Origin of the sequence: Burkholderia sp. AU45274, from assembly GCF_030482505.1 — a bacterium.
GTDB lineage: Bacteria > Pseudomonadota > Gammaproteobacteria > Burkholderiales > Burkholderiaceae > Burkholderia.
The window spans coordinates 1,432,730-1,447,658 of the sequence record NZ_JAUJQE010000001.1 but is presented as its reverse complement, the minus strand read 5'-3'; the positions used below and the strand labels follow the sequence as shown (position 1 = coordinate 1,447,658).

The window sequence follows — 14,929 nt, the reverse complement described above, 5'->3', positions numbered from 1 at the left end:
GCCGCCGCGAGTCACGTGAGGGCGCATGGATGGTGCGGTGCGGTGGCCGGTGTGCGAGATGCGTCTGACGATTCGTATGGCCGGCCGCGACAGGCGCGCCACGTGCCGCGTTTCCTCCGCGTGGGCGAAGCCGCGGCGCGCGATGTTGCGATGCGTCAGGCCGCGCATCGTCCGCTCAGCGTTTGCCCCTAGTCGAAATGGACGATGGCCGGCGGCCGGGCGCTGGCTACCGTGCAGTCATCCGGTACCGCATGTGATGCACGCCGGACACGAACCGCACCAGCGGACAACCGGAGGGGACGACGATCATGAGACTGACGACTCGCAAGCTGTGCGTATTGGCGATAGGGACGTTCGCTGCCATGGCGATGGCGCGATACGGCGCCGATCAGGTCCCGTCGCCGCCGTATGCGGCCGGCATCCTGCAATGCCGTTCGGTCGACGCGAACGGTTTGCCGACCGGTTGCGTGCCGATCGATCCGTCGCACTTCGGTTTTGCCGCGATGCGCGGCATGTGACATCGGCGCGGCCGCGCGCCGCGCAGCGCGGAAGCGGTGGCGGCGCGATGGCGTATGGATGCGATTCGCTACGGCAACGGTGGAGTCGCCGCGCGCCGATCCCGCTTTACGCGCTTTGACTTCAACCGGACGAGAGACGGACGTGCGCGTTGCACGCGCACCGTCGTACGTCCGTCTCGGCAACCGGATCGGCGGTAACGTCCGCGTCAGTCCCTTGCCACCTCCGCCGATTTCCGCAGATTTCCCCAAACGCTGACCCATTCCTCATGTCATCCGACTATTCCCTGACTCACCCCCTGAACACCCGCGACGTGCCTCGCTGGGACGCCGAACACGATGTCGTGATCGTCGGCTTCGGCGCGGCCGGCGCCTGCGCGGCGATCGAAGCCGCAAGCGCCGGCGCCGACACGCTGATCGTCGAGCGCGCGTCGAGCTACGGCGGCACGAGCGCGCTGTCGGGCGGCGAGATCTACCTCGGCGGCAGCGGCGGCACACCCGCGCAACGGCAGGCCGGCTTCACCGACGACACTGAGGATCTGTACCGCTACCTGATGCTGGCCGGCGGCCGCGACGCCGACGAGGCGAAAGTGCGCCTCTACGCGAACGACAGCCTGACGCACCACGACTGGCTCGTCGCGCAGGGCCTCACGTACAAGAACACGTTCATATCCGAGCGGATCGTCGAACCGGAAACCGACGATTGCCTGATCTGGTCGGGCAGCGAGGAAGCCTGGCCGTTCAGCGAGGCTGCGAAGCCGTGCCCGCGCGGGCACACGCCGCAATGGCCCGGCTGGGGCGGCGGACAGATGCTGATGCGCGTGCTGGCCGAACGTGTGGCGGCGCTCGGCGTCGCGACGCGCTACGACACGCGCGCGCTCGCATTGATCGTCGACGACGGCGGCGCCGTATGCGGCGTCGTGCTGCGCGCCTATGGCGAGACGGCATTCGTACGGGCGCGTCGCGCGGTGATCCTGTGCGCGGGCGGCTTCGCGATGAACCGCGAGATGGTGCGCCGGCATGCGCCGCAGTTCCTGCGCTCGGACGAGCCGATCGGCAGCCCCGGCGACGACGGCTCGGGCATCCTGCTTGGCCAGAGCGCGGGCGGCGCGGCGATTCACATGGATCAAGGCTTCGTCAGCCTGCCGTTCTACGCACCCGAATCGCTGATCAAGGGGATCTTCGTGAACGCGCGCGGCCAGCGTTTCATCAACGAGGACGGCTATCACGGTCGCACGGGCCATCACGCGTTCCATCAGGCCGACGACCGGATCTACCTGCTCGTCGACCAGGCCACCTACCAGGAGCCGCCCGCGATCGCGCGGATCGGCATCGCGGCGGCCGGCGAAACGTGGGAGGAAGTCGAACGCGACCTGCAGATGCCGGCCGGCACGCTGACGGCGACCGTCGACGTCTACAACCGCCATGCGGCCGACGGCACCGATCCGCTGTTCCACAAGGCGAAGCAGTGGCTGCAGCCGCTGATCGAGCCGCCGTTCGTCGCGCTCGATTGCCGGATCGACTTCGCGTTCTATCCACACTTCACGCTCGGCGGGCTCGACACGCTGCCGACCGGGCAGGTGGTCGATGCATCGCGCGCGCCGGTGCCGGGGCTCTATGCGGCGGGCCGCACGACCTGCGGGCTGCCGCGCTGGGGCGCCGGGTACAGCTCGGGGCTGTCGCTGGCCGACGCGACGTTCTTCGGCCGGCAGGCCGGGCGTCACGCCGCGCAAGCGGGGTGCGACGCAGTGCGCCGCGCCGCGTAGTGTTTTCAGGCGCGAAATGAACGACGCCCCGGGCAATCACATCGCCCGGGGCGTCGTCGTTTCAAGCAACCAAGCAACCAACCAGTCAAGCCAGTCGACCCTTAGCCCAGATCGAGCGCATTCGTCAGATCACCCGGCGGCGTCGCGCCGCGCGCGGCGAACGCCTTGTTGCGTGCGACGACGCCGTCGAGCGGCGCGAGCCCATGCACGCGGCTGATGAAGCGCAGGATCGAGTTCGTGTCGTACAGCGTGTGATCGACGAAGCCCTTCTTCGCGAACGGCGAGATCACGAGCGCCGGAATCCGCGAACCCGGGCCCCAGCGGTCGCCTTCCGGCGGCGCGACGTGATCCCACCAGCCGCCGTTCTCGTCGTGCGTCATCACGATCACGGTGTGGTCCCATTGCGGCCCGCGCCGGATATGATCGATCACGGTCGCGATGTGACGGTCGCCCGATTCGATGTCCGCGTAGCCTGCGTGCATGTTCAGGTTGCCCTGCGGCTTGTAGAACGTGACGGCCGGCAGGCGGCCCGCGTCGATGTCGGCGATGAAGTGGTTGGTCGACGGCTCGTCGCCGAGCCCCGCGTCGCGCAGGTGCTTGCGGCGCGCGTCGGTGCCCGGCGCGTAGTTCACGAAATAGTTGAACGGCTGGTGGTGGTACTGGAAATCGGGCACGGTGCCCGTGTCGCGATGCTCGAGCGCGTACTGCCATGCGCCGCTGTACCACGCCCAGTCGATGTTCTTTTCCGACAGGCGATCGCCGATCGTCGCATAGCCCTGCGGCGGCATCACGCGATGGTCGGCCGGATCCGCATACGCGGCGTTGCCCGGATCGGGCGGCGGCACGTAGCTCGGCTGGTACGGCGGCGCCATCGTGTTCACGCCGTAGCCGTCCGGCGTCAGCGGGCCGTCGGCCACGAACTTCGGCGGGCCGTCGAGCGCGGACGCCGGCGAATTGTCGGCGAGCTTCAGGCGCGTGCCGGTCGGATCGTCGCCTTCGACCTTCGACAGCAGTTTCGCCGCATGCGGATGCTTGTGCGCGTCCGGATAGAGCGGCGGCTGCGCGGAGATCAGGAACATGTGGTTCATCCACGACCCGCCGAATGCCGCCATGAAGAAGTTGTCGCACAGCGTGTATTGCCGCGCGAGATTCCACAGCCGCAGCGTGTCGGCCGAATTGCGGTAATGACCCATCACGAGGCCGCCCGAATCGGCCCACGCGGCGAACTGGTTGTTGCGGCCGGCCGCGATCTGCATCTGGTTCTGGTAGAAGCGGTGCCACAGGTCGCGCGTGATCACGCCGTTCGGCAGCGCGTTGCCCTGTGCGTCCTTGATCAGGAACGGCGCATTCGGCAGCTTGTCGATGTCGCGCTCGGCGATCGCGTAGCGCTTGCCGTCCACTTCCTGCGCCTGCGGCACGAGCCCGCCCCAGATCTTCGGCAGCACGGGCAGCGGCGTCTTGCCGTCGCGATCGAGCTGCTGCGCATGCTCGGGCCGCACCTCGCTCAGCGGATGGCGCACGCCCGGGAAATCGCCGTACAGGTTCGCGAAGCTGCGGTTTTCCGCATAGATCACGACGATGTGGCGCACGCGCTGGCGCAACGCTTCGTCGATGCGCAGGTCGGCGGCCGAACGCGGCGCGCTGCCTGTGGTGGTTTCACAGCCGCTGAGCGCGACACCCGCACCGAGCGCGGCGAGGCCGCCGAGCACGCGGCGGCGGTCGGGATCGGCGGGAAGGTCGTCGGGGCGATCGGGGGTGTCGTTCACGTCGTGGGTTCCTCGAATGGGCGGGTGGACGGGGGCGTGATGCGCGGCGGCGTCGCACAGGCTGCCGCGCCGCGGGATGGAAAGCAACGGCCCCGGTTACGGATGGGCTGGTGCGATGCATCTGTCACAAAAATGTCACGAATGCGACTATAACGCGGCAACGGGGGCGGATGAAAGGTGTTTGTCGGACGATTCGACGCGCGTCTCGGGCCATGCGCGACGCCCGCGCGCGAACTAGACTGGATTCAGGGGCGGCGCGTCGCAAGCGTGCCGCCCGGGCGAGGATTGCGCGGCGGCGCCGGCCGACGGCGTCGCCGCGGAGCCATTGATGCGACGAACGAGGCGATGAAGCGAGGCGACGATGGCGCGCATGAATGCCGCTTCCGCATGGCCGCCGACGGCGCGCGCCGGCTGCGCGCGTGCCCGCACCCGTCCGCCGTGCCGCGCAACGCAAGCGTAGCGCGCACGTCCGGCCCGACGCCATGGACAGGAAATTCGACTACCCGGGATTGTTGATCGCGGCGGGCTTCTTCGTGCTGTTCGCCGCGCAGTTGCTGATGCTGCGCCCGACGTCGGCGCCGATCGCGTACAGCGATTTCCACCAGCTCGTCGCCGCCCGGCTCGTCGACGATCTCGAAGTCGGCCCCGTATCGATCTCAGGCACGCTGAAGATGCCGCAGGCCGGCACGATGCTGCCGGCATCCGAAGCCGCGGCCGTGCGGCAGGCCGGCGCGCCGTGGCACTTCACGACCAACCGCGTGACCGACGAGCACCTGACCGACACGCTGACCGCCGCCGGCATCCGCTATCACGGTGCGCCCGACACGAGCTGGGTTGCATCGCTTGCGTCGTGGCTGCTGCCGCTCGTGCTGTTCGTGTTCATCTGGAACATGATGCTGCGCAGGCGCGGCGGGCTGCAGGATTTCACCGGGATGGGCAAGAGCCGCGCGCGGGTGTACGTGCAGCAGGAAACCGGCATCACGTTCGACGATATCGCGGGCATAGACGAAGCGAAGGCCGAGCTGCAGCAGCTCGTCGCGTTCCTGCGCAACCCCGACCGCTACCAGCGGCTCGGCGGCAAGATCCCGAAGGGCGTGCTCGTGGTCGGCGCACCGGGCACCGGCAAGACGCTGCTCGCGCGCGCGGTGGCCGGCGAGGCGGCCGTGCCGTTCTTCTCGATCAGCGGCTCGGCGTTCGTCGAGATGTTCGTCGGGGTGGGCGCGGCGCGCGTGCGCGACCTGTTCGAGCAGGCGCAGCAGAAGGCGCCGTGCATCGTGTTCGTCGACGAGCTCGATGCGCTCGGCAAGGTGCGCGGCGTCGGCCCGATGTCAGGCAACGACGAACGCGAGCAGACGCTCAATCAGTTGCTCGTCGAGATGGACGGCTTCCAGGCCGGTTCCGGCGTGATCATCATGGCCGCGACGAACCGGCCGGAGATCCTCGATCCCGCGCTGCTGCGGCCGGGCCGCTTCGATCGTCACATCGCGATCGACCGGCCCGACGTGAATGGCCGAAGGCAGATCCTCGGCGTGCACGTGAAGCGCGTGAAACTCGCGGACGACGTCGATCTCGGCGAACTCGCGTCGCGCACGCCGGGCTTCGTCGGCGCGGATCTCGCGAACGTCGTCAACGAGGCCGCGCTGCATGCGGCCGAACTCGGCAAGCAGGCAATCGGCATGGCCGACTTCGACGAGGCGATCGACCGCGCGTTGACGGGCCTCGAGCGCAAGAGCCGCGTGATGAACGCACAGGAGAAGCTGACCATCGCGTATCACGAGGCCGGCCACGCGCTCGTCGCGGAAAGCCGCACCCATTGCGATCCGGTGAAGAAGGTGTCGATCATTCCGCGCGGTGTCGCGGCGCTCGGCTACACGCAGCAGGTGCCGACCGAGGATCGCTACGTATTGCGCCGAAGCGAGCTGCTCGACCGGATCGATGCGCTGCTCGGCGGCCGTGCTGCCGAGGAACTCGTGTTCGGCGACGTGTCGACGGGCGCGCAGAACGATCTCGAGCGCGCGACCGCGATGGCGCGCCACATGGTCATGCAGTACGGGATGAGCGAGAAGATCGGGCTCGTGACTTTCGATGACGGCGACACGTGTACCGGCATGCCGGGCGTATGGCATGCGGGCGACGGCCGCTGCAGCGAGCACACCGCGCGGATGATCGACGACGAGGTGCATACGTTGCTGACCGACGCGCATGCCCGCGTCGCGGCCACGCTCGGCGAACGTCGCGATGCGCTGGAACGCATCGCGCGCCGGCTGCTGCAATGCGAAGTGCTCGAACGTGATGCGCTGCAGGCGCTGATCGACGGGCGCGCCGAACCGTCGTCCGCCACGACGCCGGCGCCGGACGACGCAGCCGGCGCACGCGACGGCGCGGTCGAGACAGAGCAGGCGTCCTCAATCGAGCGCGATTTCGTCGCGTACGGGCCGCCACGCGAACCCGAGCGCTGAAGATGCCATGAATCGGCGAGCGGCGCGCGTCGAAGCGACTGCGTGCCGTCATTCCTTTCCCCGTTGATCTCCACGGAGTCGCCATGAGCGAGGCGCACGTATCGGTCGATGTCGCGCAGCAGGCGCGTTTCTGTTTCGAAGTGGTATTTGCCGGCACGACGCTGGCGCCGGTGCTCACGGACGAACCGCCGCCGCACGGCGACGGGCGCGGGCCGAACCCGATCCGGTTATTGGCCGCGGCCGTTGCAACCTGTCTCGCGGCGAGCCTGCAGTTCGCGCTGGAAAAGCAGCATGTCGATCCGCAGCCGATTGCCGCGCATATCGACGTCGACATGGTGCAGAACGAAGCGGGCCGGGTGCGCGTGGGCGCGATGTCGGTACGGCTGTCGATCGGCAAGACGTGGGCCGATCTCGCGGTCGCGACGCGTATGCTCGATCAGTTCGATGCGTACTGCGTACTGCGTACTGACGGAGAGCCTGCGCGAAGGCATTCCGGTGTCGATCGACTTGTGCGACGTGAACGGCGCGGTGCTCGAACGCGCGACGACGGACGCGTGAACGCGCGTCAGGTGGGTCAGGATTCGGTCGCGGCCGCGACTTCGGCGGCCTCAGCGAGCGCGTTGAGAAAGCGCGTGCGCCACCAGTGCACGTCGGTCTTGCGCACGATCGCCATCAGCGCCGCGTGGCGCTGGCGGCGCTCTTCGAGCGGCATCGTGAGCGCGCGCTGGATCGCCTGCGCGGTGCCTTGCGTGTCGTACGGATTGACGAGCAGTGCCGACTTCAACTGCTCGGCCGCGCCGGCGAAACGCGACAGCACGAGCACGCCCGGATCGGCGGCATCCTGCGCGGCGAGAAATTCCTTCGCGACGAGGTTCATCCCGTCGCGCAGCGGCGTGACGAGCGCAACGCGGCTCGCGCGGTAGAGGCCCGGCAGGCGCTTGCGCGCGACGGTGCGGTGAATGTAGCGCATCGGCATCCATTCGAGTTCGCCGTAGTCGCCGTTTATCGCGCCGCACAGGCTGTCCATCTCGCGCCGCAGGTCGTCGTATGCGCCGAGATCCTCGCGGCTCGGCGCGGCGATCTGGATCAGCGTCGCGCGGTTGCGGTTCTCCGGATATTGCTCGAGCAATTGGCGGAATGCATGCACGCGTTGCGGCAGCCCCTTCGTGTAGTCGAGGCGGTCGACGCCGACCAGCAACTGGCGGCGCGAGTATTCATCGCGCATTCGCTCGAACATGTCGAGGCCGTCGCGATCGCGCGCGAGCGATTCGAACTCGTCGACGTTGATGCCGATCGGGAATGCGCCGGCCGACAGCGTGCGGCCGAACGCGCGCAGGCGGCCGTCGGGCAGCCGCGCGGCGCCGGCTTCCGCTTCGACGTAATGCTCGAAGTGAAGCAGATCCGACTCGGTCTGGAAGCCGACGAGATCGTAGGCGAACAGCGAACGCATCAGCCATTCGTGTTCCGGGATCGCGGCCATGATCGGCGGCGGCGGCATCGGAATGTGCAGGAAGAAGCCGATCGGATTCGTGCAGCCCATCGCGCGCAGCTCGGCGGCGAGCGGAATCAGCTGGTAGTCGTGGACCCAGATGGTGTCGTCGGGGCGCAGCAGCGTGCGCAGCTTGCGCGCGAACAGCTGGTTCACGCGCCGGTAGCCGTCGGCGAAGCGGCGGTCGAACTGCGCGAGATCGAGCCGGTAGTGAAACACCGGCCACAGCACGTTGTTCGAATAACCGAGGTAGTACGCGTCGTAATCCTGCGGGTCGAGATCGATCGTCGCGAGCTGGATGCCGCCGACGTTCTGGATCTGCACCTCGTCGCCGTGCGCAGGCTGGTCGTCGCCGCCGCGTAGCCTCCCGCTCCAGCCGAACCAGACGCCGCCGGATTCCTGCAGGCTGTCCTTCACGGCGACGGCGAGCCCGCCGGCCGCGGCTTTACGGGGATCTGCAATGCGATTGGATACGACGACGAGTCGGCTCACCAGCTCTCCTGACGATTGTTGAGGGAAGGGTTCGTGCGGCCGTGGCGCGAGAAGCAGACGCCGCCATCGACGCGCGGTGCGCGCAGCGACGGGGCCGCAATGCGATCGGTCGGGAGTCAGGGCACGCGACTCGCAGTCCGATCGCGGAGTGCTTTTTTAAGCATACTCGTCATTCGGCTGTTTTAAAAGTCTGCATCGGCGCGCGACGCACGTGCGAATGCAGCGCGATCTCCATGACGCCGGTATGGCAACGTGAGAAACATGGGCGGGACCGAAACTTGCGCAGCGCTGGCCATTCAGCGTGCGCCGCGTGATGCGCAAGCGCGCACGTCACGCGCGATCGAGCGTGACGATGTGCATTTCATGACGTGCGCGCGCGGCCCGCGCCGGTCGGTGGAAGGGACCGGCGATGCCGTGGCTGCGCCGACGCGCGAGCGACACCAAGCGACGTGCAGGCGTGCCGCGCACGCGCGACGTCGTGCAGGCGAACCGGCCGCGCCGGACGGCGACGATATGCAACTGCACCGCGTGCCGCATGCGGCCGCGCATCGCGCGGTGCGCGCAAGCGTGATGCAGGCGGATCGGCGGAACAGCGGGCGCATCGTCGTCTCCTTGCGGTATCGGTTACGCGGTTACGCGGTTCCGAGGTTACGCAGTGGCCGGTTGCCAGTGCTGCACGGCGGGCGCTTGCGCGTACTCGCCCAGCGACGCCACGTGCGTGCCGGACGGCATCCGGAACGCGGCAACCGTTTCGGACAGCTCGTGGCCTTGCGCCTCGAGCGACTTCGATGCGGCCGCGGCCTGCTCGACGAGCGCCGCGTTCTGCTGGGTCGTCTCGTCCATCTGCGTGATCGTCAGGTTCACCTGGTCGATGCCGCGGCTCTGCTCGGCCGACGCGGCCGCGATCTCGCCCATGATGTCCGTCACGCGCGCGACGGCCTGCGTGACGTCCGACATCGTCTTGCCGGCTTCGCCCGCGAGTTCGGAGCCGTCGCGGATCGTCTGCACCGACGCGGAGATCAGTTCCTTGATCTCCTTCGCCGCCGTCGACGAACGTTGCGCGAGGCTGCGCACTTCACTGGCGACCACCGCGAAGCCGCGCCCCTGTTCGCCCGCACGCGCGGCTTCGACGGCCGCGTTCAGCGCAAGGATGTTGGTCTGGAACGCGATGCCTTCGATGATGCCCGTGATGTCCGCGATCTTCGACGAGCTTTGGCCGATCTCCGTCATCGTGTCGACCACGCGACCGACCACCGCGCTGCCGCGCTGCGCGACGTCCGATGCGTTCGCGGCGAGCGAGCTGGCCTGTTGCGCGTTCTCCGCGTTCAGGCGCACCGTCGACGTGAATTCCTCCATCGTCGCGGCGGTTTCCTGCAGCGACGCGGCCTGTTCCTCGGTGCGCTGGCTCAGGTCGAGGTTGCCCGATGCGATCTCGCTGACCGCGTGCGCGATGCTGTTCGACGAATCGCGCACGCGGCCGACGATGCCGATCAGCCGCTCGTTCATCGTTCGCAGCGCGTCGAGCAGATCGCGCGTCTCGTCGTTGCCGCTCACGTTGATGCGGCTGCCGAGATCGCCGTTCGCGACCGTGCGCGCGACGTCCACGGCCGAGCCGATCGGCACCGTGATCTTGCGCGTCAGCCACAGGCCGCCGCATGCCGCGACCGCGACGGCGATCAGGCAGATGCCGGCCAGCAGGTTGCGCTCCATCGCATAGCGATCCGCGAATTGCTGCGCGATCGCGAGCTCGCGTTCATGCGTATAGGTTGCGTATGCATCGGTTGCGCGCACCAGTTGCGCGAGCAGTGGCCGGCAGTTGCCGTCGATGTCGGCGGTCGCCTCGTCTTTCTTGCCGGCCTGCGCGAGCCCGACGATGCGCAGGGCGACGGGCCCGTAGCTGGTTTCGATACGGACGATGTCGGCCACCAGTTCGCGCGCGCGATCGGAGGTGTCCGTCGCGTTCGCCATCAGGTCCTTGAGCTTCGCGAGGTGATCCTGCACGTCCTTGTGCGCCTGGTTGACCTCGGCCAGTTCGAGCTCGACGTCGGATGGTTTGGTCACGAGCACGAGGTTGCGCGCGGCGATCGCGCGCCGGTCGACCGCGGTGCGGATTTGCGCGGAAACAGTCGCCCGCGCATTGATGCCGTTCATGTAGCGGGAAAATTCGGCGTTCGTATCGGATAGCGCCTTGAGTGCCATGCCCGACACGATCACGACGACCGCGGCGAGCAGGCCGAAGCCGCCAAGGAGTTTTGTTTTGATGCTCATTCTGGCGATTTTCACAGTGTGCCTCTGTGCGTGTGGTTGACGAATTGAATTTATTGTTCGACCAGATACGGGCTCGTGCCGGCATTAACGGGTATCCGGGATGATTCTTTACCCGTCGAAAACCCTGATATTAGTTTTTTTAGCGCTGGAATCGTTGCCAGACGGGCGCTCCTGATTTTTATCAAAAATCGGCGGAGTGCCCGTAATTAAAAGGTTTATACGTGGAATTCGAAACCGGTTTTCATGGGTGAAACAAAAACACTTGTTTTGCTAATAATTGTCTGATGAATCTGTTTCGATTTATGGGTGAATATTGGAATTGGGTTTCGAATTAATTGGGGAGGGAACTGGTGCGCGTCGTCGGCGAATGCCGCGAAATTGGCGGTAATGGCGGATCAATGGAACTCGCGGCGCAGGGGGGGGCGCCGGAGAGAGGCCCGCGGCGGGCGCCGCGGACCGTGAGAGGGTCAGAACGTGGTGCGCAACCCGGCCATGACGCTGCGGCCGCCTTGCGGCGCGAAGCCGCGCACGACCGACGTCGAATAGCGGATCTCCTGGTTCGTCAGGTTGTCGCCGCGCAGGTACGCGAGCCAGTGCGTCGGGCCGACGCGGAACTTGTAAGTCAGCATCACGCCGAGCGACGTGTAGCCGTCCGTCGAAAAATCGTTGTCGGGCACGCGATGCTGCGACCACGCATGCGTGACTTGCGCACGCGCGCCGAACGGGCCGTAGCCGTAGTCGGCCGCGAGCGTCGCGCGCAGCGGCGCGATGCGCGGCAGCGGCTGGCCCGTGTCGACGTTGCGCGCATGCGTGTAGTCGGCGGTCAGCTCCAGGTCGACAGTATGGCCGCGCCGCGAGAAGGCACGCCACTTGCCGTCGAGCTCGATGCCGTAGAACTCGGCGCGCACGCCGCGATAGATCGCTTCGTTCAGCGCGCCGTCGGTGCCGGGCGCGACGGGTTCGTCGTCGCCGTTCACGACGCGGCCCGTGTTGTACTCGGTCAGGTAGTTCGAGAAGCGGTTGTAGAACACGCCGACGCTGCCACGGTTCGGCCCGCTCGCATAGCGCAGCGACAGGTCGGTCGATACGGCCTTTTCCTTCGACGCGTTCGGGTTGCCGATCAGGAACTGGCCGGTCGCGTCGTGCGGGCCGTTCGAATACAGCTCGTAGAAGGTCGGCGCGCGTTCGGTGTATGCGACGTTGGCCGCCACCGACCACACGGGTGTCAGCGAGAACAGGGCGCCGGCCGACAGGCTGCCCGCGTTGAATTCGCGCGGCTGCGCGCCCGCGAATTTCTCGACGCCGGCCGGATCGGGATCGACCTTCACGTGTTCGAAGCGGCCGCCGAGGCTCAGCTTCAGCGCCGGGACGACCTGCCATTCCTCGAGGCCGAACAGCGCGACGCTGTTGGTGCGCGTGGACGGCACGAGCAATTCGTCGCCGAGCGCGGAGAACGTGTTCTGGCCGAACTGCACGCCGATCGCGCCTTCGAACGGGCCGATCTTGCGATGCGTTGCCTCGATGCGAGCCTCGTAGCCGCGATTGCGGAAGGTGGTCGCGGTTTCGCCGTTGTTGACTTCCTTGTGACGGTAGTCGGTGTACGCGAAATCGAATTTCAGCTTCGTGAACGGCCCGCTCAGGTTGCGCACCTCGGACGCGAGCGCGAGGCGCTCCTGGCGCATCCGCAGCCGCACGTCGCTTTCCGCGACGGAGCCGTAGTTCGATTCGTAGCCGCTGTACGACAGGCCCGCGAAGCCGTCCGCCCACGTGTACGACGCGCCCACCGCGCCGCCGTGCACGCGGCCGTCGCTGTTCGGTACGTTGCCGTACGGCTGCGGCGCGTCGGGGCCGTCGATCGCGCGTTGTGCGCTGCTGCGCGCGTAGCCGGGAATCCGCAGCTTGCTCGTCTCGCGGTCGAACGCATCGACGTGGAACGCGAAGCGGCCGTTGCCGCCTTCGACCTGCGCGGCGCCCGCGCGCACCGAGTTCGCGCCGCCGTAGCGCGCGTCGAGCGCCCCCGTCACGCCCTGGATCGCTTCGCGCGGAATCCGGTTGTCGATCGTGTTGACGACGCCGCCCACCGCATTGCCGCCGTACAGCAGCGCAGCCGGGCCGCGCACGATCTCGATGCGTTCGATCGACAGCGGGTCCTGCGGCACCGCGTGGTCGTACGACAGCGACGACGCGTCGTACGCCGCGACGCCGTTCTGCAGCAGCCGGATCCGGTCGCCATCCATCCCGCGGATGATCGGGCGGCCGACCATCGGCCCGTAGGTGGTGGTCGACACGCCGGGCAGCCCGTTCAGCGTTTCGCCGAGCGAATCGGCCTGGCGGCGCGTCAGCGCATCGCCGGATAGCTGGGCGGTCGGCGCGATCAGTTCGTTGTCACCGAGCGGGTTCGCGGTCACGAAGATCGGGGCGAGCGTGGTGGTGGGCGGCGTGCCGGGCCCGACGGGCGGCTCGGTCTGCGCGTGCGCGACGGCGGCGAACAGCATCAGCGAAAGGGACGAGAGCGGGCGAAGCGGTAGACGAGGGAGGTCGCGCATGGTCGGTGAATCGGTTGGAATCGGATCGGATAACGAGCGATGCAGGTCACGGCTGGATACGATATATTGTTGCGTCAGCGACGCGCAGTGACCCGTTGGAACATGGCTCGGCGAGGCTCGGCCGCCCACAGTAGAACGGCGTCAGGCGGACGAGCACGCAAAATGATATGTTATATCATCTCAAAATCCAAGCCGGATGGCGGGATCCCGTCGGGTTTCTGTCGGACGGGGGAAATGGCGGCGGGAGCGGAAACCGTCTGCGCGGTGTGCGGAACGCTCGCCTGAACCGGAGGACGCGATGCGCATGCCGACGCGTTGCCGATTCGCCGGCCAGGTGCGTGTTGCCCGCGTCGGTGTCCGTCGAAGCGGCCCGCCCGAAGCAGCCCTGCGCTGATCGATGCAGCGGGCGCGGACCGCCGCTCCTGAGTCGGGAGCCAGCGCGATTTCGCGTCGCGCGACGGTGCGACGCCTTGTAGCGGTGGCCATCGCCGTGCATTGCCCCGCGGGTTGATGCGTATCAACGTCGTTCGATTCCGAAACCGGATACTGGATCGCTCATTGACCAGGCAGGAGCGACCCATGACCCAAACCATGAAAGCGGCCGTCGTGCACGCATTCGGCGAACCGCTGCGCATCGAGGAAGTGCCCGTGCCGACGCCGGGGCCCGGCCAGATCCTCGTCAACATCAAGGCGTCGGGCGTGTGCCATACCGATCTGCACGCCGCCGACGGCGACTGGCCGGTCAAGCCGACGTTGCCGTTCATTCCGGGGCATGAAGGCGTGGGCATCGTCGCGGCGGTCGGTGCGGGCGTCACGCACGTGCGCGAGGGGGATCGCGTGGGCGTGCCGTGGCTCTACACGGCCTGCGGCCATTGCGAGTACTGCCACACGGGCTGGGAAACGCTGTGCCACGGCCAGCAGAACACCGGCTATTCGGTGAACGGCAGCTACGCGGAATACGTGCTGGCCGATCCCGACTACGTCGGCCATTTGCCCGCGCAGGTTGCGTTCGACGAGATCGCGCCGATCCTGTGCGCGGGTGTCACCGTCTACAAGGGCATTCGCGTCACCGATACGCGCCCGGGCCAGTGGCTCGCGATCTCCGGCATCGGCGGCCTCGGGCACGTGGCCGTGCAGTATGCGCGTGCGATGGGCCTGCACGTCGCGGCCATCGACATATCACCCGACAAGCTCGCGCTGGCGCGGCAGCTCGGCGCGGAACTGACGATCGACGCGTCGACCGACGATCCGGCCAAGGTGATCCAGAAGGAGATCGGCGGTGCGCACGGCGTGCTCGTCACGGCCGTGTCGCGCAGCGCGTTCGCGCAGGCGCTCGGGATGGTGCGGCGCGGCGGCACGGTGGCGCTCAACGGCTTGCCGCCGGGCGATTTCCCGTTGCCGATCTTCTCGACCGTGCTGAACGGCATCACCGTGCGCGGGTCGATCGTCGGTACGCGGCGCGACCTGCAGGAATCGCTCGACTTCGCCGCCGATGGCCTGGTGCGCGCGCATATCCATCGCGACCGGCTCGGCAACATCAACGACGTGTTCGCGAAGCTGCGCGAAGGCAAGGTCGACGGGCGCATCGTGCTGACCGACATGCATTGATGCCGTGAACACGCCCACGC

The 14,929-nt window shown here is 67.6% G+C and carries 9 protein-coding genes and 1 pseudogene; 5 read left to right on the top strand and 5 right to left on the bottom strand.

Going from position 1 to position 14,929, the window contains the following annotated elements:
• Nucleotides 1-308: 308 nt before the first annotated feature.
• Both QZM35_RS06395 and QZM35_RS06390 read left to right on the top strand, forming a co-directional pair.
• Nucleotides 309-518 carry a hypothetical protein gene (locus QZM35_RS06395; RefSeq protein ID WP_089427420.1) on the top strand — a complete coding sequence of 70 codons (210 nt, stop codon included), beginning with the start codon at nucleotides 309-311 and terminating at the stop codon, nucleotides 516-518.
• A gap of 266 nt (nucleotides 519-784) precedes the next feature.
• Nucleotides 785-2,281: an FAD-dependent oxidoreductase gene (locus QZM35_RS06390; protein ID WP_089432730.1), complete on the top strand. Its 1,497-nt coding sequence runs from the start codon at nucleotides 785-787 to the stop codon at nucleotides 2,279-2,281.
• Nucleotides 2,282-2,382: 101 nt separating this feature from the next.
• On the opposite strand, the gene QZM35_RS06385 is transcribed toward QZM35_RS06390, so the two are convergent.
• Nucleotides 2,383-4,047 carry an acid phosphatase gene (locus QZM35_RS06385; RefSeq protein WP_174974258.1) on the bottom strand — a complete coding sequence of 555 codons (1,665 nt, stop codon included), beginning with the start codon at nucleotides 4,045-4,047 and terminating at the stop codon, nucleotides 2,383-2,385.
• Nucleotides 4,048-4,529: 482 nt separating this feature from the next.
• Between QZM35_RS06385 and ftsH the strand changes: the two genes are divergently transcribed.
• A complete protein-coding gene (gene ftsH, locus QZM35_RS06380; protein WP_301775609.1) occupies nucleotides 4,530-6,506 on the top strand; it encodes an ATP-dependent zinc metalloprotease FtsH in 1,977 nt (658 codons plus the stop codon).
• A gap of 83 nt (nucleotides 6,507-6,589) precedes the next feature.
• Nucleotides 6,590-6,904, top strand: a pseudogene (locus tag QZM35_RS06375) (OsmC family protein); the annotation flags it as partial.
• A gap of 176 nt (nucleotides 6,905-7,080) precedes the next feature.
• On the opposite strand, the gene otsA reads toward QZM35_RS06375, so the two are convergent.
• The 4 genes from otsA to QZM35_RS06355 form a co-directional block, all read right to left on the bottom strand.
• Nucleotides 7,081-8,487, bottom strand: a complete 1,407-nt coding sequence (gene otsA / locus QZM35_RS06370; protein WP_089427426.1) for an alpha,alpha-trehalose-phosphate synthase (UDP-forming) — start codon at nucleotides 8,485-8,487, stop codon at nucleotides 7,081-7,083.
• A 330-nt stretch (nucleotides 8,488-8,817) separates the two neighbouring features.
• Nucleotides 8,818-9,024, bottom strand: coding sequence for a hypothetical protein (locus tag QZM35_RS06365; protein WP_174974261.1), 207 nt, complete (start codon nucleotides 9,022-9,024; stop codon nucleotides 8,818-8,820).
• A gap of 111 nt (nucleotides 9,025-9,135) precedes the next feature.
• On the bottom strand, nucleotides 9,136-10,755 hold the full coding sequence (locus QZM35_RS06360) for a methyl-accepting chemotaxis protein (RefSeq protein WP_089427428.1): 1,620 nt from the start codon (nucleotides 10,753-10,755) through the stop codon (nucleotides 9,136-9,138).
• A gap of 467 nt (nucleotides 10,756-11,222) precedes the next feature.
• Entirely contained in the window at nucleotides 11,223-13,301 is a 2,079-nt protein-coding gene (locus QZM35_RS06355; protein WP_301775608.1) for a TonB-dependent receptor, read from the bottom strand.
• Between the two features lie 579 nt (nucleotides 13,302-13,880).
• Between QZM35_RS06355 and adhP the strand changes: the two genes are divergently transcribed.
• On the top strand, nucleotides 13,881-14,909 hold the full coding sequence (gene adhP / locus QZM35_RS06350; RefSeq protein WP_039367642.1) for an alcohol dehydrogenase AdhP: 1,029 nt from the start codon (nucleotides 13,881-13,883) through the stop codon (nucleotides 14,907-14,909).
• Nucleotides 14,910-14,929 lie beyond the last annotated feature (20 nt).